We start from the raw sequence: 18,416 nt of genomic DNA on the forward strand, positions 1-18,416 counted from the left end.
CCCGGGCTTGACCCGGGTATCCACGTCTCCGGCGCCACATAGAAGGAAGACGTGGATGGCCGGGTCAAGCCCGGCCACGACGAATGGAGAGAATGTTGCCTACTTCGCAGGCTCAAGGATCGAGACGTAGTTGGCGACCGCGGCACCGCCCATGTTGAAGATGCCGCCGAGCTGCGCGTTCTTGAGCTGCATGCCCTCGGGCGCCTGCCCCGTGAGCTGCATCGCGGTCATGACATGCATCGAGACGCCGGTCGCGCCGATCGGATGGCCCTTGGCCTTGAGACCGCCGGACGGATTGACCGGCAGCTTGCCGTCCTTCTGGGTCCAGCCTTCCTTGATGGCGCGCGCGCCCTGCCCCTTCGGCGCCAGGCCCATTGCTTCATATTCGATCAGCTCGGCGACCGTGAAGCAGTCATGGGTCTCGACAAAGGAGAGATCGGAAAGCTGCAGGCCGCCCTTCTCCAGCGCACGCTGCCAGGCGACGGTGCAGCCTTCGAACTGCAGGATGTCGCGCCTGGACATCGGCAGGAAATCCTGCGCATGCGCGGTGGCGCGGACGTTCACCGCCTTGCCCATCTTCTTCGCGGTCTCGGCGTCGGTCAGCACCAGCGCCGCGGCGCCGTCCGACACCAGCGAGCAGTCGGTGCGCTTCAAGGGACCTGCGACATACGGGTTCTTCTCGCTCTCCGAGCGGCAGAACTCGAAGCCGAAATCCTTGCGCATCTGGGCATAGGGATTGGCGACGCCGTTCTTGTGGTTCTTGGCGGCGATCATCGCCAGCGCGTCAGACTGGTCGCCGTATTTCTGGAAATAGGCCTGCGCGATCTTGCCGAACACGCCGGCAAAGCCGCCGACCGTGTCGCCGTCCTCAGGCAGGTACGACGCCTTCAGCAGGTTCTTGCCGATCTCCGGGCCCGGCGTCTGCGTCATCTGCTCGACGCCGACCACCAGCACAAACTTGGCGGCGCCGCACTCGATCGCGCGGATGCCCTGATGCACGGCGGCCGAGCCGGTGGCGCAGGCGTTCTCGACGCGGGTCGCCGGCTTGAAGCGGAGCTGCGGATCGGCCTGCAGCACCAGCGAGGCCGTAAAGTCCTGCGGCGAGAAGCCCGCGTTGAAATGGCCGAGCATGATCTCGTCGACGTCGGAGGCGGCAACGCCGGCATCGGCGAGCGCCTCGTTGGCGACCTTGACGACGAGGCTCTCAACCGTCTCTGCGTCGAATTTACCGAATGGCGTGTGCGCCCAACCCACGATGCTGGCTGTCATGGCCGATCTCCCTGTTCCTGTTCGGAATTTATGTAACCTATCTTCAGGCCGCTTTCAGCGATTTCATCGCCCGCGCGCACATGGCGGTTATGCCGGACCAGTTGCCGGCGCGGATGTCGGAGGCCGGGCACAGCCAGGAGCCGCCGACGGCCAGCACGTTCGGCTCGGCAAGCCAGGTTGCCGCGTTGGCCTCGCCGATCCCGCCGGTCGGGCACACCCTGACATTCGGGAACGGACCGGCCAGCGCCCGCAGTGCCTTGATACCGCCAGCCTGCTCGGCCGGGAAGAATTTGACCACGTCAAAACCATGCGCCAGGGCCTGCATCAGCTCGGAGGCCGTAGCGATCCCCGGCGCAAACGGCAGCCGGCTGGCCGTGGCCGCTTTCAACAGCTCGGGCGTCGCGCCCGGGCTGATGCCGAACCTGGCGCCGAGCGCCTCAGCGCGGGCCAGATCGTCGCCATTGAGGATGGTGCCGATGCCGACGATCGCCTCAGGCACGTCCGCGATGATCGCCTTGGCCGCCTCGACCGCGACCGGAGTACGCAGCGTCACCTCGAGCGTCCGCACGCCGCCGGCGACCAAGGCCTTCGCAAGCGGCACGGCATCCTCCAGCCGCTCAATGGTCAGCACCGGGATCACGGTGGCTTGCCGGATCAGCTCGGCGATCTGGCCCTGCTTTGATGTCGCTGTCATGAGGAGGCCTTGCGGGATGTTGAGGGCCGTGGCGCCCGCTTGGGCGGCATGGCGTAGCGTGGAATGATCGCGCCGGGATAGCACACCACGACCCCGGCGAGGCGATGACCCGCGCGGGCCGCGTCCTCGGGTCCGGCACCGCCGAGACGCGCCGCGAGGTAGGCGGCGGCAAAGCTGTCACCGGCTGCCGTGGTGTCGACCACCGGCTTGGTCAGCGGCTCCGCCCTCACCTCGCCCGATCCGCCGGCAGAGCGCAGGATGCAGGCCGGTTCCGCGAGCTTCAGCACCACCTCGGGGCTGGAGATACCGGCAAGCAGGGCTGCGGTGCTCTCGCCAGGATACAGCGGCGCCAGATCTTCGGTGGATGCGAGCACGATATCCGCGCCTTCGAACGCGCTGCTGAACACCTTGCGGGCGACATTGAGGTCGGGCCAGCCGCGGGCCCGGAAATTGGTGTCGAACGCAAACCGGGTGCCCAGCAGTCGCGCGCGTTTCAACGCCGCCATCAGGAGCTCTCGCCCGGCGTCCTGCAGGATGGAGAGCGTGATAGCCGAGAGATAGACCACGTCATAGCTCGCGAGCGAGTTCAGGATGTCTTCGGTCTCGGGCAGGTCCATCAGGCTGCGCGCGGCCGCGCCGTCGCGCCAATGGAAGAAGCGCCGCTCGCCCTTGCCGTCGGTCTGGATCAGATACAGTCCCGGCAATTTTCCGGGCAGCCGCGCGACCCGCTTGGTGCCGATGCCCTCCGCGGTCCAGCCCGCAATCATCTCGTCGCTCAGCGCGTCGTCGCCGAGCACCGTGATGTAGTCGACGTCGACGCCGAGCCGGGACAGATAGACGGCGGTGTTGAGCGTGTCACCGCCGTAGCCGCGCGAGTACAGGCCGCCGCCCGGACCGCCCTGGGCCTGGCGCAGCTCGATCATGCATTCGCCGATACAGGCAACCCGGGTCATCTCGAAAGCCGCGCTCGCCTGAACAACGCCTTAGGCGGCAAATTTGCCGCCAAGCTCGTCCTCGATGTGGATGCGAATGATATCGTCGAACGTCTTCTCGGCCGTGGTGAAGCCGAGTTTGAGTGCGCGCTCCGTGGCGAAATCGCGCGGCCATCCCGAGACGATGCTGATGATGGTCGGATCGGGCACCCGCTTGATGCGCGCGGTGACGTTCTTGCCGGCAACGCGCTCCAGCGCCGCGATCTGCTGACCGACGGTGGCTGACAGGCCCGGCATGCTGAGATTGCGGCGCGGGCCCATCGCGTTGAGGTCCATGGTGCCGGCATGGATCAGGAAGCCGACCGCCGATTTCGGCGAGGCGTACCAATGCCGCACGTCCTCAGAGACCGGCAGGATCGCCTCCTCGCCCGCGAGCGGCTCGCGGATGATATTGGAGAAGAAGCCGGACGCCGCCTTGTTCGGCCTGCCCGGCCGCACGCAAATCGTCGGCAGGCGGATCGAGATTCCGTCAAGCAGGCCCTTGCGGGTGTAGTCGTTGATCAGGAGCTCACAGATCGACTTCTGGGTGCCGTAGCTCGTCAGCGGCGTGTGGAAGAATTCGTCGCCGATCTTCTCCGGGAACGGTGCGCCGAACACGGCGATCGAGGACGTGAACACCAGCCGCGGCTTGTAGCCGCCACCGACGGCGCGGATCGCATCGATCAAATGGCGGGTGCCGTCGAGGTTGATCCGATAGCCCTTGTCGAACTCGGCCTCCGCCTCGCCGGACACGATCGCGGCGAGATGGAAGATCACCTCGGGCCGCTCGGCGATCAACGGCGCCGCTGCGCCGGCATCGGCGAAATCGGAGGCGACGACGTTGACCGGAATCTGCGCATTCGCCGGCTTGGCCGGCGCCACCACGTCCTGCAGCGTCATCCTGGTGATGTCTTGCTTGCCGAGGCGGCCTTCGCGCAGCAGGCGTTCCGTCAGTTTGCGGCCGACCATGCCGGCGGCGCCGAGGATCAGAATATGCAAGACCCAACTCCTGTTGACCTGGACTTCAGACGCGGGGCCTCAAGTGCTCACTCTTTCACGGCTCCCGTCATCGCGGAGACATAATGCTCAACGAAGAACGCGTAAAGGATAACCAGCGGCAGCGACCCGCATAGCGCCCCCGCCATCAGGGAACCCCAGCGATAGACGTCCCCGTCGACGAATTCGTTGACGATGGCGACCGGCACCGTCTTGTTCGGTGTCGATTGCAGGAACGTCAGCGCGTAGATGAACTCGTTCCAGCACAGCGTGAAGCAGAAGATGAAGGCCGAGATCAGGCCGGGAACGGCGAGCGGCAGCACGATCTTGATCAGGATCTGCCAGCGGCTGGCGCCGTCGATCAGCGCGCATTCCTCGAGCTCGAACGGGATGGTTTTGAAGTAGCCCATCAGCAGCCAGGTCGAGAACGGGATCAGGATCGTCGGGTAGGTCAGGATCAACGCCAGGGGCGAATCGAACAGGCCGTACTGGAATACGACGGTCGCCAGCGGAATGAACAGGATCGACGGCGGCACCAGATAGGCCAGGAAGATCAGGCCGCCGACAATGTTCGCGCCCTTGTAGCGCAGCCGCACGATCGCATAGGCCGCAAGCACGCTCGCGATGATCGAGAGCACCGTGGCGCCGACCGCAACATACATCGTGTTCCACAACCAGTGCGGATAGTAGCTCTCGAACAGGAGCTTGTGGATGTGCTTGAAGGTCGGATTCCAGGTCCAGAACGGATTGTACTTGTCGAGGTCGAGCAGCTGGTCGTCCGGCTTCACCGCCGTCAGGGCCATCCAGTAGAACGGAAACAGCAGGATAACGACGATGATCGACAGCGGGAGGTAGAGCGTCACGATGCGCCGCGGCACCGACTGCAGGTAGCTCATGCCCTCGCTGTTGTCGACACGGGAAGGCGTCGACAGGATGGTCTTGAGATCGAACTTCGATGCAGGGAGATCAGTCATTGTTCTCTCCCGAGCGCGCGCGGGGCCTGCCCCGTTCGCGCAAACAAACGCGCAATACGGCAGGGATCAATCATTGTTCTCTCCCTGTTGCCACTTCCTGCGTTGCAGTCCGAACCACGAGATCATGATCGCGCCGAGCAGGAACGGGATCATGGCGCTCGAGATCGCGGCACCCTCGCCCAGCTGGCCTCCGATGATCGCGCGTTGATAGGACAAGGTCGCCATCAGGTGCGTCGCATTGACAGGGCCACCGCGCGTCATCGCCCAGATGAGCTGGAAATCGGTGAAGGTGAACAGCACCGAGAACGTCATCACGACGGCGATGATCGGCGTGAGCAGCGGGTAAGTGATGTGGCGGAACATCTGCCAGGAGCTCGCACCGTCCAGGGTCGCCGCTTCGTAGAGCGACGGCGAGACCGTTTGCAGACCTGCCAGAAGCGTGATCGCGACAAACGGCACGCCGCGCCAGATATTGGCGAAGATCACGCAGATGCGCGCCCATGTGGGATCACCAAGGAAGTTGATGTTCTGGCTGATCAGCCCGAGATGCCTCAACGACCAGGAGATGATCGAGAACTGGGAATCGAAGATCCACCAGAAGGCCAATGCCGACAGCACCGTCGGCACGATGAAGGGAATCAGCACCGCGGCGCGCAACAGCGCCTTGAACGGCATTCGCTCGTTGAGCAGCAGCGCCAGATAGAGGCCGATGGCGAATTTCAGGGTACTCGCGACGAAGGTGTAAAGCAGCGTGTTGAATACCGAGAGCCAGAATATCCCGTCGTCCCACAGCCACTCGTAATTCTCGAGCCCGATGAATATGCCGGCGCGGCCAATACGCGCGTCGGTGAAGGACAGCCAAACGCCGAGACCGAGCGGATAGGCCAGGAACAGGATTAGGAAGGCCATGGCCGGCAGCATGAACCAGAAGCCGAGCCAGTTCCGGTTGTGCTTCAACTGCTGCCAAGTCGTCGCCTCGCGAATCTGCGGCTTGGCAAGTGCGATATCAGCCATGGTGATGTCTCGAATCCAGAAAGCGCGGACGGCGGCACCGCCGTCCGCTCGACTTATGCAGGCTCAGGCGCGATAGATGCGCTTCAATTGCCGTTCGGCTTCCGTCATGGCCGCCTTGGCATCCTTGGCGCCGGTGCAGTAGTTGGCGAACATGTCGACGACGATGAAGTCGGCGATCGCTGCTTCCGCCTTCTCACCGGGGGTCCCGATGCCCGAGATCGGCAGCATGCGCTTGCTCGCCTGGGAGAAGACTTGGTTCTTCGGATCTGCAGTCCAGATCGGCGAGTCGTCATAGGCGTTCAGCGTCTCTGTCAGATAGCCCCGCGCGCCCGTGAGCCATTTGTCGTACTGCTCCTTCTCAAGCATGAACGCGATGAACGCCTTCGCCGCATTCGGGTACTTGGTGAAGTTGAACGTCAGCATCGGGGTCAGCAGCTGCATTTCGGCCGGCTTGCCAACCGGACCAACCGGCCACAGCGCGTGATATGTATCTTCGGCGAGATCCTTCTTCGCTGGATCGTCCTTGGCCGCGACATAGATCGAGATGCCGTTCGAGCTGCAATAGAGGTCACCGGCCAGGAAGGCCTTGTTGTTGGAGGAATCGTTCCAGGACGCGACGCCGGGAATGAAAGTCTCAGAAAGCGCCTTGGCATAGTCCAGCGCCTTCATGGTCTCCGGCGAATTGATGATGACCTTGTCGTTCTTGTCGACCGTATAGGCGCCGTGTCCCCAAAGCACCCAGTGCAACCAGGAATTGGCGTCGCCGGTTGCATGTCCGAGCGCGAAGCCGGCCGGCGTGTTGTTCTTCTTGAGCGCCTTGCACATCTCGAGGAAGCCCGGGAAATCCTTTGGGAATTCCTTGAAGCCGGCCTTCTCGACGGCCGACTTGCGGTAGGTCATGTAGCCGCCCACGGTCGCAATGGGGATGCCGAGCCAGTCATCTCCATGCTTGCAGGTCGTTGCCGGTCCGTCGGCCCATCCGCCGTACTTCTTGCCGAGGTAATCGGCAACGTCGTTCATCTTCAGGACCTTGGTCGGAAACAGCTGAGGCAGCGCGTGCAGGCCCCAGACCATGTCGAGGCCGGAGCCGGTATTCGCGGCCACCGACGCCTTTGGCTGCACGTCCTCGAACGACTCGCTGAACACGCTCATCTCGGCGCCGGTCGCCCCCTTGAACGCGGCCACGATGGCATTGAAGGCGTCATCCTCCGCCGGCACGAAGCGCTTCCAGCGCATCAGGGTGAGCTTGGCGCCGGGCTCCGCCTTCCAGGGCGCGGTCTGCGCCCAGGCCTTGGCGAAATCGAGCAGCGCCGGCCCGGTCAACGTGCCGGCCGCGGCCAGCGCAGTGCCGCCCAAAAGCAGCGAGCGGCGAGTCAAATCGTGCATCGTCCTTCCTCCCTTATGACAGTGTTTTTGTTTTTTGATCTGGCCTGTTAGCCGGCCATTGAGATCATTAGAGCGTTTTCGAGCGAAGTGGTTACCGGTTCGCGCAAAGAAAACGCGTCAAAGCTAGAATCTGAAGCTTCGGTTCTGATCGATCAGAACCGAAGCTCCAGGTCAGTCAGCCATCGAGCCGCTTCCCCGTTCCATCATCGAACAGATGAACGAGCGTCGGATCCGGCTTGAGCCGAACCTTGTCGCCCGGATTGAACATATGCCGCTCGCGGAACACCGCGACCACCTGCTCGCCGCCGAGCTTGGCGAACACCTGCGTCTCCGAGCCGGTCGGCTCGACCACGACGATCTCGGCCTCCGCGCCGTCATCGGCGATGGTGAAATGCTCCGGCCGCACGCCGTAGACCGCGGGCTTGCCGTCGGAATTCGCCGGCGCCGTTTTCAACGGCAGTTGGACGCCGTTCGGCCCCTCGAAATAGGCTGCGCCGTTCACCTTGACGTTGCCCTTGAGGAAATTCATCGCGGGCGAGCCGATGAATCCGGCAACGAACTGGTTCGCCGGCGTGTCGTAGAGCTCGAGCGGCGAGCCCATCTGCTCGACGATGCCGTCATGCATCACAACAATCTTGTCGGCCATGGTCATGGCCTCGATCTGGTCGTGGGTGACGTAGACGGTCGTGGTGCGCAGACGCTGATGCAGTTCCTTGATCTCGGTGCGCATCGCAACGCGCAGCTTGGCGTCGAGGTTCGACAGCGGCTCGTCGAACAGGAACACCTGCGGATCGCGCACGATGGCGCGGCCCATGGCGACACGCTGGCGCTGGCCGCCGGACAGCTGCCGGGGATAGCGATCGAGCAGCGGCGTCAGCGCCAGGATTTCCGCGGCGCGCTTGACGCCGGTTGCGATCTCATTGGGCTTGGCGCCGCGCAGCTTGAGCGAGAAGCCCATATTGTCGGCGACGGTCATGTGCGGATAGAGCGCGTAGTTCTGGAACACCATCGCAATGTCGCGCTCTTTGGGCTGGACATTGTTGACGACGCGGTCGCCGATCGAGATCGTGCCAGAGGTGATGTTCTCAAGCCCGGCCAGCATGCGCAGCAGGGTCGACTTGCCGCAGCCGGAGGGGCCGACCAGAACGACGAATTCGCCGTCCTCGATCGGGATCGTCACGCCGTGCAGGACTTCAAAATTGCCAAAAGATTTCCGCACGTCGCGAATCTGGACCGACGACATCCACTACCCTCCTCAAGTTCCCGGCGGCGTACGACGGAGCCGCGACCGCTCTGCTTTTTTCGACCGGCTTCGCTTTCACGAGGCCCGATTGGACTGGCGTTATTGTCCGCAGTTTGTCCGGGTTTGGCAATCATTCGATTAGCAACAGCTTGGTAGCGCTGTCAATATCGGTTTGTCCGCGGCAAGGCCTGTGATATGAGCGATAAATGCCCCGAAAGCGCATCACGCCAGGCAAAATCCGGCTCACCGAAGTCGCCAAGCTTGCCGGCGTCAGCCCGATCACGGCCTCGCGCTTCTTCAGAAATCCCGAAGCACTCTCGGTCGGAAAGCGCGCTCGGGTCGAGAGTGCGGCAAAGGAACTCGGCTATGTACCCAATCTGGCCGCGCGGGCGCTCGCTTCGCAGCGCACCGAGGTGATCGGTGTCCTGATCCCGTCCCTGACCAACAACGTGTTCGCCGACGTGCTGCGCGGCATCTATGACGCGCTCGACGGCAGTCGTTACAGCATTCAGCTCGCCAACACTCGCTACAGCATCCTGCAGGAGGAGCGACTGCTGCGTCTCTTCCTGGCACAGAAGCCCGCGGGCCTGATCGTGACAGGCATCAATCAGACCGCGGAGTCCCGCGTTATCATGGAATCGGTCGATTGCCCGATCGTCCAGATCATGGAGACCGGCCCGGCGCCGATCGACATGATGATCGGATTCTCACATTTTGACGCGGCGAAAGCCGCCATCTCCCATCTTCTCGAGCGGGGCTACCGGCGGATCGGCTTTCTCGGCGCGCGGATGGATCCGCGGGTGCAGCGGCGGCTCGACGGCTATCGATCCGCCATGAGCGAGGCCGAGTTGTTCGATCCGCAGCTGATTGTCACCACGGCGGTGCCGACCTCGGTGACATTAGGCGGCACGCTGTTCGCCGACCTGCTCGCAAAGGCCCCGGAGATCGATGCCGTATTCTGCGTCAATGACGACCTCGCGCTCGGCGCGCTGTTCGAATGCAAGCGCCGGCACATGGCGGTCCCGGATCAGATGGCGATCGTCGGCTTCAACGATCTCGAATTCATGGCCTCGAGCGTGCCGACACTGAGCAGCGTGCGCACCAACCGCTACGAAATGGGCAGGAACGCAGCCACGATGGTGCTCGAGGCGCTGGAAGGCCGCCGCCCCGCCGAGCCGGTGGTCGATCTCGGCTTCAGCATCATCGAGCGGCAAAGCTCGGCGCGCCGCAGCTGACATCTGCCCGACACTGATTCGTCACAGGCCGGCAAGAATGACAAAATGATAGCGCAACCAAAACTCTTCAACTAAGGTCCAATTCCACTGGCGATCACATCTGCTCGTGATCGCCGGGTTTGTAATGCGCGACAATTTGCGCAAGGTAGAAACGACATCGAAATCAGAGCCCTTAGAACGGGCCGATACGAGTTGCATTGCGGGAGAAACCAATGACAAAACCCCACACCAACGGGAACGGTGCCGCGGGCCAGGCCAGCAAGGGCAAAGGCCGCAAACTCCGCTCGCAGGAATGGTTCAACAATCCGCACAATCCGGGCATGACCGCGCTCTATCTCGAGCGCTACCTCAATTACGGGCTGACGCGTGAGGAACTGCAGTCGGGCAAGCCGATCATCGGCATCGCCCAGACCGGCAACGACCTGTCGCCCTGCAACCGCCATCATCTCGAGCTTGCGCATCGGGTGCGCGAGGGCATCCGCGCCGCCGGCGGCATCGCGATGGAGTTTCCGACCCATCCGATCCAGGAAACCGGCAAGCGCCCGACTGCGGCGCTCGACCGCAACCTCGCCTATCTCGGCCTGGTCGAGGTCCTGTTCGGCTATCCGCTCGACGGCGTGGTGCTGACCACCGGCTGCGACAAGACCACGCCGGCCTGCATGATGGCAGCGGCGACCGTCAACCTGCCCGCGATCGTGCTGTCAGGCGGGCCGATGCTGAACGGCTGGCACGACGGCCAGCGCACCGGCTCCGGCACCGTGGTCTGGAAGGCGCGCGAGCGGCTCGCGGCGGGCGAGATCAATTATGAGCAGTTCATCGAGATCGTGGCCTCCTCGGCACCGTCGATCGGCCATTGCAACACCATGGGCACGGCCTCGACCATGAACTCGCTCGCGGAAGCGCTCGGATTCTCGCTGCCGGGCTGTGCGGCAATCCCGGCGCCCTATCGCGAGCGCGGCCAGATCGCCTACGAGACGGGAAGACGCATCGTCGACATGGTCTGGGAGGATCTGAAGCCCTCGGACATCCTGACGCGGCAGGCGTTCGAGAACTGCATCGTGGTCAACTCCGCGATCGGCGGCTCGACCAACGCGCCGATCCACATCAACGCGCTGGCGCGTCACGTCGGCGTCGAGCTGTCGATCGACGACTGGCAGAAATACGGCCATGACGTGCCGTTGCTGGTGAACATGCAGCCGGCCGGCTTCTATCTCGGCGAGGAATATCACCGTGCCGGCGGCGTGCCTGCGGTGGTGCGCGAATTGATGAAGCACAAACGCATCCATGAGAACGCCGTTACCGTCAACGGCCGCACCATGGGCGAGAACTGCAAGGATGCGCCGGCTCCCGATGGCGACGTGATCTGGAGCTACGACAAGCCGCTGGTGAAGGACGCCGGCTTCATCGTGCTGCGCGGCAACCTGTTCGATTCCGCGATCATGAAGACCAGCGTGATCTCCAAGGAGTTCCGCGAACGCTACCTCTCCAACCCGAAGGACCTGAACGCCTTCGAAGGCCGCGCCATCGTGTTCGAGGGCCCGGAGGATTATCACGAGCGGATCGAGGATCCCGCGCTGGATATCGACGAGCACTGCGTCCTGTTCATCCGCGGCACAGGTCCGATCGGTTATCCCGGCGGCGCCGAGGTGGTGAACATGCAGCCGCCGGCTGCACTGATCAAACGCGGCATCCTGTCCCTGCCCTGCATCGGCGACGGCCGGCAGTCCGGCACCTCTGGCTCGCCCTCGATCCTCAACGCCTCGCCGGAAGCAGCTGCCGACGGCGGGCTCGCGATCCTCAGGACCGGTGACAAGGTCCGCATCGACCTCAACAAGGGCAGCGCCAATATCCTGATCTCGGAAGATGAGCTGCGGACGCGCCGTGCCGAACTGAAGGCCAAGGGCGGCTTCCCCCATCCGGCGAACCAGACGCCGTGGCAGGAGCTTTACCGGCAGACCGTCGGCCAGCACGCGACCGGCGCCTGCCTCGAGCTCGCGACGCGCTACCACGACATCGCCGGCAAGGTCGGCGTCGCGCGGGATAATCACTAGCTCCGCATCGTCATTGCGAGCGCAGCGAAGCAATCCATTTCTCCATCGCGGCAGCATGGATTGCTTCGTCGCTTCGCTCCTCGCAATGACGGCGGCAACAAATCCAATCAATAAGACTTCGAGGAGACTTGCATGTCAGACCGCCTGAAGGGCAAACGCGCATTCGTGACGGCGGCGGCCGTCGGCATCGGCCGCGCCTGCGCGCTGGCCTTTGCCCGCGAGGGCGCAACCGTGTTCGCGACCGATATCGACGAGGACAAGCTCGCGCAACTCAAGAAGGACGGCGTCGCAGAGGTGGCGAAGCTCGACGTGCGCGACACCGAGGCGGTGGAGGCGATGGCCAAGCGCGCCGGCCAGACCGACATCCTGCTCAATGCCGCGGGCTTCGTGCATCACGGCACCGCGCTCGACTGCTCGGACGCGGACTGGGACTTCTCCTTCGACCTCAACGTCAAGTCGATGCACCGCACGACCCGCGCCTTCCTGCCCGGCATGCTGGCGCAAGGCGGCGGCGCCATCGTCAACATCGCCTCCGCCGCGGGCGCGGTGAAGGCGGCGCCGAACCGCTATGTCTACAGCGCGACCAAGGCTGCGGTGGCAGCGCTGACGCGGTCGGTCGCGGCTGATTTCATCAGCAAGGGCATCCGCTGCAACTGCATCTGCCCCGGCACCATCGAGACGCCCTCGATGCTGCAGCGTGCGGCCACCGCCGGCCCGAATGGCCTCGAGATGTTCGTCGCGCGCCAGCCGATGGGCCGGCTCGGCACCGCCGACGAGATCGCCGCGCTCGCGGTGTATCTCGCCAGCGACGAGAGCTCGTTCACCACCGGCGTCGCACATGTGATCGACGGCGGTTGGACGCTTTAGTTTCCAACCTCTCCCCGCCCTTCTGCGGGGAGAGGTCGGATTGCGAAGCAATCCGGGTGAGGGGCAAGGCACGATGCCTCCAGATCCCTAAGCGGAGACACCCCTCACCCCAACCCTCTAAGAGCGAGCTTCGCTCGTCGACCCCGCGAAGAACGGGGCGAGGGAGCTCACTTCCGCCGCGGCTATACTCAGGGAAACGTCAAAGGATCCAACCGATGAACAAGATCGATCTCAACGGCCGCTGCGCCGTCGTCACCGGAGGCGCGCAAGGCTTCGGCCGCGCGATCACCGAGCGCTTTGTCGCGTCTGGCGCCAAGGTCGCGATCTGGGATTTCGACCGGCCGCTGGCCGAGAAGACCGCGAAAGCGATCAGCGGCAGCGTGATCGCGATCAAGACCGACGTCACCGACCCCGCCGCCGTCGACGCCGCACGCGACGCAACGCTGAAGGCGTTCGGCAGGATCGACATCCTCGTCAACAATGCCGGCATTGCCGGCGTCAACAAGCCGGTGTGGGAAACCGACCTTGACGAATGGCGCAAGGTGCTGCGCATCAATCTCGACGGTCCCTTCATCTGCTGCAAGTCGGTCGTGCCGGCCATGATCGGCCAGAAATACGGCCGCATCGTCAACATCGCGTCGATCGCCGGCAAGGAAGGCAACCCGAACGCCGCACATTATTCGTCGTCGAAGGCCGGCCTGATCGCGCTGACCAAGTCGCTCGGCAAGGAGCTCGCGCAGCACGACATCCTGGTCAATGCGGTGACGCCGGCCGCGGCGAAGACCGCGATCTTCGACCAGATGACCCAGCAGCATATCGACTTCATGCTGTCGAAGATCCCGAAAGGCCGCTTCGTGCTGGTCGAGGAGCTCGCCTCGATGGTGACGTGGCTGGCCTCCGAAGACTGCGCCTTCTCGACCGGCGCGGTGTTCGACATCTCCGGCGGCCGCGCGACCTACTAGCTCCCCCGCCTCGCCGGCTGCCGCAGGGCCGCGACGAGATGATCGGCCAGCAGTGACGCGGCGCGCGACAGGTTCGCCGCGCGATGCAGGCGGATCTCCGCCCGCGGCAGAGGCGGCAGACCGTCGCGCGCGGTCAACCGTCGCAGGGTCGGCGGAAACGTCCCCGACTTCACCACGGTCACGGCGAGGCCCTGCGCCGCGATGGCCTCGACTGCGGACAGGCTGTGGCTGACAAAAGCGAGCCGCCACGGCCGATGCGCGTCGTCGAGCGCCTGCATCGCCCAGCTCCGGAACAGACAGCCCTGCGGATAAAGCGCGACCGGGAGCGGCTCGCGCTGCTCGACGCGATGCTCCGCGCTCGCGGCCCAGACCGCCTGCTCGGTTCTCAGTAACTCGCCCTCGCCGCGCCCTTCCGGATGCATGGCGATGACGAGGTCGTAGGCTTCCCCGAGTCGGTCGGTCATTGACGACGTCAGGCCGGTTTCCATCTCAACATGGATCAGCGGATAGTTGGCGACAAAGCCCGCGAGCAGCGGCGGGACGATCAGTGTCCCATAGTCGTCCATCACCCCGAGGCGAACGCGCCCGTCCATTCCGTGCGCGCGCACCCGGCCGACCGCTTCGTCGTTCAGGCTGAGAATGCGCCTTGCGTAGCCAAGCAGTCCCTCGCCGGCTGCGCTCAGGTCGACATTGGACGTGGTGCGGTGAAACAGCTCCGCCTGCAGCCGTTCCTCCAGCCGCTTCACCTGCATGCTGATGGCTGATTGCGTCCGGTTCAGCGCGGAGGCCGCGCGGGTGAACGACCGATGGTCCGCCACCGCGACGAAGGCCCGCAGCAAATCCGGGTCCAGAACCGGAGCACTCATAACAAACCGTGATTCGTTCTATCAGATATATTCGATTTTCTGATTATCGCCCCTTCCCTAGATTACGCAAGCAAAACAGAAGGATCGAATGGGATGGGCGAGGCTTGGGGAGTGTTGGCGGCTGTGCTGTCGAGTGCGCTCGGCGGCACCTCGATCGGGGCGACGCGATTTCTGGTCGGCTCGATCGATCCGCTGGCGATCGGTTCGTTCCGGTTCGGCATCGGCGTTCTGCTGTTGCTGCCGCTGACATTGCTGCAGCTCCGGGCGTGGCCGCCGCGGCGTGACTGGCCCGGGGTCGTGGGCCTCGGCCTGTTGTTCTTCGCGGCGTTTCCGATCCTGTTCAACGCATCGCTGATCTTCACCACGGCGGCGCGCGGCGCGCTTGCGCTGTCCACGCTCCCGCTGCTGACGATGGTGGTCGGCGCCGCGCTCGGCAGCGAGCCGCTCACCGCACGGAAGACCACCGGCGTCCTGGTCACGATCCTCGGGGTCGCGCTCGCCCTGCTCTCCGGTCTTGCCACGGCGCCATCCGGCGCCTGGCGCGGCGACCTTCTGATGGTCGCGGCCGCGCTTTGCATGGCGCTCTACAGTATCTGGTCAAAACCCTTCATCCGCCGCTCCGGTCCGATTCCCTTCACCACGCTGGCGATGGCGGCCGGCGGCGCTTTCCTCATCGTGGCCTCGCTGGTGCGCGGCAGCTTCGCACCGGTTGCGGATTTCGGCGCACTGCAATGGTTCGGCGCGATCTATCTCGGTGCCTTTGGCGCCGCCCTGACCTTCTACCTCTGGTCCTTCGCGCTGGAGCGGACAACCCCGACCCGCGCCGCAACATCAGTCACCGTCAATCCGGTCGCGGCCTCGCTGGTCGGCGCCGCATTCCTCGGCGAACCGCTGCGCTGGAATGTGGTGGCCGGGATCGTGACCGTCTTCGCCGGCATCTGGATCGCCACCACCCAGCCGGGCGTGACCGAGGCGGATTCAGCCGCCGTCGCGCCGGATACGCATTGACCGGAGCCCGGAACCGCCGCGCCGGCCAGCACAGACGTTAGCAAATTCGTGCTAGCCTGACGGTTCGGTCCCTCGCAAACCAAGGCGGCGCGCATTTGGACATCTCGCTTTACAGCGTCTCCGTCTGGGTGCTGCCGCTGGTCATCGCCATCACCTTCCACGAGGCCGCACACGGCTTCGTCGCGCACCGGCTCGGCGACAACACCGCCTGGCAGCTCGGCCGCGTCACCTTCAACCCGCTCAAGCACATCGACCCGTTCGGCACGCTGATCTTGCCGGCCGTCCTGCTCATGGCGCATTCGCCGTTCCTGTTCGGCTACGCCAAGCCGGTGCCGGTGAACTTCCGCAACCTCAACCATCCGAAGCTCGATATGGTCTGGGTTGCGTTGGCGGGCCCGGCGACCAACATCCTGCTGGCGACCGCGACGGCGCTGGCATTCCACGCACTGCCGTTTGTGCCGGCCAACACGGCGCAATGGACCGCGGATAACCTGAAAAACGCGTTCCTGATCAACATCGTGCTTGCGATCTTCAACATGATGCCGATTCCGCCGCTGGATGGCGGCCGGGTCGCAGTCGGGCTGCTGCCGCGCCCACTGGCGATCCCGCTGTCGCGACTGGAGCCGTTTGGCATACTGATCCTGATCGGGCTCCTGATCCTGCTGCCCATGATCGGCGCCCGCCTCGGCCTAAATCTTGATGTTATTTCCACGATACTGCGAACACTGACCGGCTATGTAATCCAGGCCCTTCTCCTTATAACCGGGAACACATAACTTGATTTCAGGCAGGAACGCTTCGAGGCCATGGTGATCAAAGCCGCCGATATGCTGATTGCACGACGCGCCGATACGCGTGCGCGCGCCGACTTTGCAACCTGGAAGATGATGGCCAAGCTGAACGGCACGTCCGCCCTGCCCCCGGAGGCGCAAAATTTCCTGGCCTGCTACAAGAAGCTGCTGGAACAGATGGACGACGCCAAGGCGAGCGAAGCCACCATCCAGCTAATGTACCGGACCTATTATGCCGAGATGGGCGGGGCCGGCGCAGCGCCTGAGGTTCCCGCCCGCTCGCGCGAGCCGGTCTCCGACAGCGGAAACGTCACCGCCTTCCGCCGCCTGCCCGCCAAGCCGAGGCCCGGCGCATCCGGCCCGAACGCCCAGCGTCCGCTACCGGTCGCGCTGATCTTCTGCTGTCTGGTCGTGGTCTACGTCGCGATCCGCTATTACTGGCGCTAGCACCACGAGCTATTTCGGTTTGGCTCGGTTTCCTCACGCGAACCGGTATCCGCTTCGCGTGAAAGCGCTCGACCGGTAGCGCTGTAACCTGCCCCACATTTGCGTCAAAGGCGCGCGGCTCCCGCGCCAGACGGTGATCGGCCGTTTGTTCTCATCAGACGTCGCAATGGCGTTGTCGATCCTGCGCGCCCTGGTCGTGGACAGCGAGCCGATCGCGTTCATGCGAGGCGCCGCTGACTGCAGAAGCACAGCGTCGAGCCATCGACCCGGCTAATTCGCCGCGCCGTGGAATATCGCGCGCGGCCGATTGTGTCGCGCGCCTAGGCGACGCCATCGCGGCCGGGCATAATGAGGAACTCAAAAAACAAAATCATACTGGAGGAAAGATGAAGCGATCCATTGCAGCCCTTGTCGTGACCACGAGTCTGGTGATCAGCGGCAGCGCGCTGGCCCGGACCATGGACAAGGTCGTCAAAGTGGGCGCCCTCGGCGATCAGTCCGGGCTCTACCAGGATATCGGCGGACCGGGCTCGACAGTGGCGGCGCAGATGGCGATCGAGGATTCCGGGCTGCTGGCAAAGGGCTGGAAGATCGACCTGATCTCGGCCGATCACCAGAACAAGCCCGACGTCGCCGTCAACATCGGCAAACAGTGGATCGACGTCGACAAGGTCGACGTGTTCGTCGACCTTGCAGCCTCCAACGTCGGGCTCGCCATCGCCAACCTCTCCAAGGAGAAGAATGTCGTCAATTTGAACTCCGGCTCGGGCTCCTCCGATCTCACCGGCTCGCAGTGTACGCCCAATACGGTGCACTGGCCCTACGACACCTATATGCTTGCCAACGGCACCGGCAAGGCGCTGGTGAAATCCGGCGGCGACAGCTGGTTCTTCATCACCGCGGACTATGCGTTCGGCCAGGCGCTGGAGCGCGACACGACGGCGGCCGTCACCGCGGGCGGCGGCAAGGTGCTCGGCAGCGTCAAGCATCCGCTCAATACCGCCGACTTCTCCTCCTTCCTGCTGCAGGCGCAGAGTTCGAAGGCCAAGGTCATCGGCCTTGCCAATGCCGGCGGCGACACCACCAACGCGATCAAGCAGGCGGCTGAATTCGGCATCGTCTCGGGCGGCCAGAAGCTTGCAGGCATGCTGATGTTCATCACCGACGTGCACTCCCTCGGCCTCAACGTCGCGCAGGGCCTGAACTTCACGGAAAGCTTCTACTGGGACATGAACGACCAGACCCGCGCCTTCTCCAAGCGCTTCATGGAGCGCTTCAAGAAGAACCCGCCGACCATGGTGCAGGCCGGCGTCTATGCATCGCTGATCCATTACTTCAAGGCGCTGGAGGCGCTCGGCGGCAATCCGCACGACGGCCGCGCTGTCGTCGCCAAGATGAAGGAGCTGCCGACCGACGATCCCCTGTTCGGCAAGGGCTCGATCCGCGCCGACGGCCGCAAGATCCATCCGGCCTACCTGTTCGAGGTGAAGAAGCCGTCGGAGTCGAAGTATCCGTGGGACTATTACAAGCTGGTCGCGACCATTCCTGCCGATGAAGCCTTCCTGCCGCTGGACAAGAGCGCCTGCCCGCTGGTGAAGAAGAACTGATTGGTTGGCGTGACGTGCACGGCGGATGGGAAAAG

The 18,416-nt window shown here is 64.1% G+C and carries 17 protein-coding genes; 8 read left to right on the forward strand and 9 right to left on the reverse strand.

Going from position 1 to position 18,416, the window contains the following annotated elements; all coding sequences use genetic code 11:
- Positions 1-99 precede the first annotated feature (99 nt).
- The 8 genes from MTX19_RS23100 to ugpC all read right to left on the reverse strand — a co-directional run bounded on the left by MTX19_RS23100 (position 100) and on the right by ugpC (position 8,547).
- Positions 100-1,269 (reverse strand): acetyl-CoA acetyltransferase, encoded by a 1,170-nt coding sequence (locus tag MTX19_RS23100; protein WP_280979449.1) that lies wholly within the window; start codon positions 1,267-1,269, stop codon positions 100-102.
- A gap of 43 nt (positions 1,270-1,312) precedes the next feature.
- Positions 1,313-1,963 (reverse strand): bifunctional 4-hydroxy-2-oxoglutarate aldolase/2-dehydro-3-deoxy-phosphogluconate aldolase, encoded by a 651-nt coding sequence (eda, locus tag MTX19_RS23105; RefSeq protein WP_280979450.1) that lies wholly within the window; start codon positions 1,961-1,963, stop codon positions 1,313-1,315.
- A complete protein-coding gene (locus MTX19_RS23110) occupies positions 1,960-2,916 on the reverse strand; it encodes a sugar kinase (RefSeq protein WP_280979451.1) in 957 nt (318 codons plus the stop codon). Before MTX19_RS23110 ends, eda begins: the two co-directional genes overlap by 4 nt.
- A 30-nt stretch (positions 2,917-2,946) precedes the next feature.
- A complete protein-coding gene (gene denD / locus MTX19_RS23115) occupies positions 2,947-3,933 on the reverse strand; it encodes a D-erythronate dehydrogenase (RefSeq protein ID WP_280979452.1) in 987 nt (328 codons plus the stop codon).
- A 47-nt stretch (positions 3,934-3,980) separates the two neighbouring features.
- A complete protein-coding gene (locus tag MTX19_RS23120) occupies positions 3,981-4,904 on the reverse strand; it encodes a carbohydrate ABC transporter permease (protein ID WP_280972075.1) in 924 nt (307 codons plus the stop codon).
- Positions 4,905-4,970: 66 nt separating this feature from the next.
- Entirely contained in the window at positions 4,971-5,918 is a 948-nt protein-coding gene (locus MTX19_RS23125) for a sugar ABC transporter permease (protein WP_280972076.1), read from the reverse strand.
- A gap of 63 nt (positions 5,919-5,981) precedes the next feature.
- Positions 5,982-7,304: an ABC transporter substrate-binding protein gene (locus MTX19_RS23130; RefSeq protein WP_280979453.1), complete on the reverse strand. Its 1,323-nt coding sequence runs from the start codon at positions 7,302-7,304 to the stop codon at positions 5,982-5,984.
- A gap of 175 nt (positions 7,305-7,479) precedes the next feature.
- Positions 7,480-8,547 (reverse strand): sn-glycerol-3-phosphate ABC transporter ATP-binding protein UgpC, encoded by a 1,068-nt coding sequence (gene ugpC, locus MTX19_RS23135; RefSeq protein WP_280979454.1) that lies wholly within the window; start codon positions 8,545-8,547, stop codon positions 7,480-7,482.
- Positions 8,548-8,753: 206 nt separating this feature from the next.
- On the opposite strand from ugpC, the gene MTX19_RS23140 reads away from it, so the two are divergent.
- The 4 genes from MTX19_RS23140 to MTX19_RS23155 all read left to right on the forward strand — a co-directional run bounded on the left by MTX19_RS23140 (position 8,754) and on the right by MTX19_RS23155 (position 13,662).
- Positions 8,754-9,782, forward strand: a complete 1,029-nt coding sequence (locus MTX19_RS23140; RefSeq protein ID WP_280979455.1) for a LacI family DNA-binding transcriptional regulator — start codon at positions 8,754-8,756, stop codon at positions 9,780-9,782.
- Between the two features lie 212 nt (positions 9,783-9,994).
- Positions 9,995-11,833, forward strand: coding sequence for an IlvD/Edd family dehydratase (locus MTX19_RS23145; protein ID WP_280979456.1), 1,839 nt, complete (start codon positions 9,995-9,997; stop codon positions 11,831-11,833).
- 132 nt (positions 11,834-11,965) lie between these two features.
- Positions 11,966-12,700, forward strand: a complete 735-nt coding sequence (locus MTX19_RS23150) for an SDR family oxidoreductase (RefSeq protein WP_280979457.1) — start codon at positions 11,966-11,968, stop codon at positions 12,698-12,700.
- A 215-nt stretch (positions 12,701-12,915) separates the two neighbouring features.
- On the forward strand, positions 12,916-13,662 hold the full coding sequence (locus MTX19_RS23155) for an SDR family NAD(P)-dependent oxidoreductase (protein WP_280979458.1): 747 nt from the start codon (positions 12,916-12,918) through the stop codon (positions 13,660-13,662).
- On the opposite strand, the gene MTX19_RS23160 is transcribed toward MTX19_RS23155, so the two are convergent.
- Entirely contained in the window at positions 13,659-14,528 is an 870-nt protein-coding gene (locus MTX19_RS23160) for a LysR substrate-binding domain-containing protein (RefSeq protein ID WP_280979459.1), read from the reverse strand. The two genes, MTX19_RS23155 and MTX19_RS23160, sit on opposite strands and share 4 nt — an antisense overlap.
- A gap of 93 nt (positions 14,529-14,621) precedes the next feature.
- On the opposite strand from MTX19_RS23160, the gene MTX19_RS23165 reads away from it, so the two are divergent.
- The 4 genes from MTX19_RS23165 to MTX19_RS23180 all read left to right on the forward strand — a co-directional run bounded on the left by MTX19_RS23165 (position 14,622) and on the right by MTX19_RS23180 (position 18,381).
- A complete protein-coding gene (locus MTX19_RS23165) occupies positions 14,622-15,536 on the forward strand; it encodes a DMT family transporter (protein WP_280979460.1) in 915 nt (304 codons plus the stop codon).
- Positions 15,537-15,631: 95 nt separating this feature from the next.
- Complete coding sequence (locus MTX19_RS23170) at positions 15,632-16,312, forward strand: site-2 protease family protein (protein WP_280979461.1); 681 nt, start codon at positions 15,632-15,634, stop codon at positions 16,310-16,312.
- A gap of 51 nt (positions 16,313-16,363) precedes the next feature.
- Positions 16,364-16,774 (forward strand): hypothetical protein, encoded by a 411-nt coding sequence (locus MTX19_RS23175; RefSeq protein ID WP_280978132.1) that lies wholly within the window; start codon positions 16,364-16,366, stop codon positions 16,772-16,774.
- Between the two features lie 386 nt (positions 16,775-17,160).
- Positions 17,161-18,381 carry an ABC transporter substrate-binding protein gene (locus MTX19_RS23180; protein ID WP_280979462.1) on the forward strand — a complete coding sequence of 407 codons (1,221 nt, stop codon included), beginning with the start codon at positions 17,161-17,163 and terminating at the stop codon, positions 18,379-18,381.
- The last annotated feature ends 35 nt before the right edge of the window (positions 18,382-18,416 follow it).

This window comes from Bradyrhizobium sp. ISRA464 (assembly GCF_029910095.1).
Lineage (GTDB): Bacteria > Pseudomonadota > Alphaproteobacteria > Rhizobiales > Xanthobacteraceae > Bradyrhizobium.

Excerpts from the sequence above, each read along its gene's own strand:
- MTX19_RS23100 (WP_280979449.1), bottom strand. The coding sequence starts at position 1,269 with ATGACAGCCAGCATCGTGGGTTGGGCGCACACGCCATTCGGTAAATTC.
- MTX19_RS23160 (WP_280979459.1), bottom strand. The coding sequence starts at position 14,528 with ATGAGTGCTCCGGTTCTGGACCCGGATTTGCTGCGGGCCTTCGTCGCG.
- MTX19_RS23110 (WP_280979451.1), bottom strand. The coding sequence starts at position 2,916 with ATGACCCGGGTTGCCTGTATCGGCGAATGCATGATCGAGCTGCGCCAG.
- MTX19_RS23150 (WP_280979457.1), top strand. The coding sequence starts at position 11,966 with ATGTCAGACCGCCTGAAGGGCAAACGCGCATTCGTGACGGCGGCGGCC.
- MTX19_RS23125 (WP_280972076.1), bottom strand. The coding sequence starts at position 5,918 with ATGGCTGATATCGCACTTGCCAAGCCGCAGATTCGCGAGGCGACGACT.
- MTX19_RS23140 (WP_280979455.1), top strand. The coding sequence starts at position 8,754 with ATGCCCCGAAAGCGCATCACGCCAGGCAAAATCCGGCTCACCGAAGTC.
- MTX19_RS23175 (WP_280978132.1), top strand. The coding sequence starts at position 16,364 with ATGCTGATTGCACGACGCGCCGATACGCGTGCGCGCGCCGACTTTGCA.
- MTX19_RS23130 (WP_280979453.1), bottom strand. The coding sequence starts at position 7,304 with ATGCACGATTTGACTCGCCGCTCGCTGCTTTTGGGCGGCACTGCGCTG.
- eda (WP_280979450.1), bottom strand. The coding sequence starts at position 1,963 with ATGACAGCGACATCAAAGCAGGGCCAGATCGCCGAGCTGATCCGGCAA.
- MTX19_RS23120 (WP_280972075.1), bottom strand. The coding sequence starts at position 4,904 with ATGACTGATCTCCCTGCATCGAAGTTCGATCTCAAGACCATCCTGTCG.
- MTX19_RS23165 (WP_280979460.1), top strand. The coding sequence starts at position 14,622 with ATGGGCGAGGCTTGGGGAGTGTTGGCGGCTGTGCTGTCGAGTGCGCTC.
- MTX19_RS23180 (WP_280979462.1), top strand. The coding sequence starts at position 17,161 with ATGAAGCGATCCATTGCAGCCCTTGTCGTGACCACGAGTCTGGTGATC.
- MTX19_RS23155 (WP_280979458.1), top strand. The coding sequence starts at position 12,916 with ATGAACAAGATCGATCTCAACGGCCGCTGCGCCGTCGTCACCGGAGGC.
- ugpC (WP_280979454.1), bottom strand. The coding sequence starts at position 8,547 with ATGTCGTCGGTCCAGATTCGCGACGTGCGGAAATCTTTTGGCAATTTT.
- MTX19_RS23145 (WP_280979456.1), top strand. The coding sequence starts at position 9,995 with ATGACAAAACCCCACACCAACGGGAACGGTGCCGCGGGCCAGGCCAGC.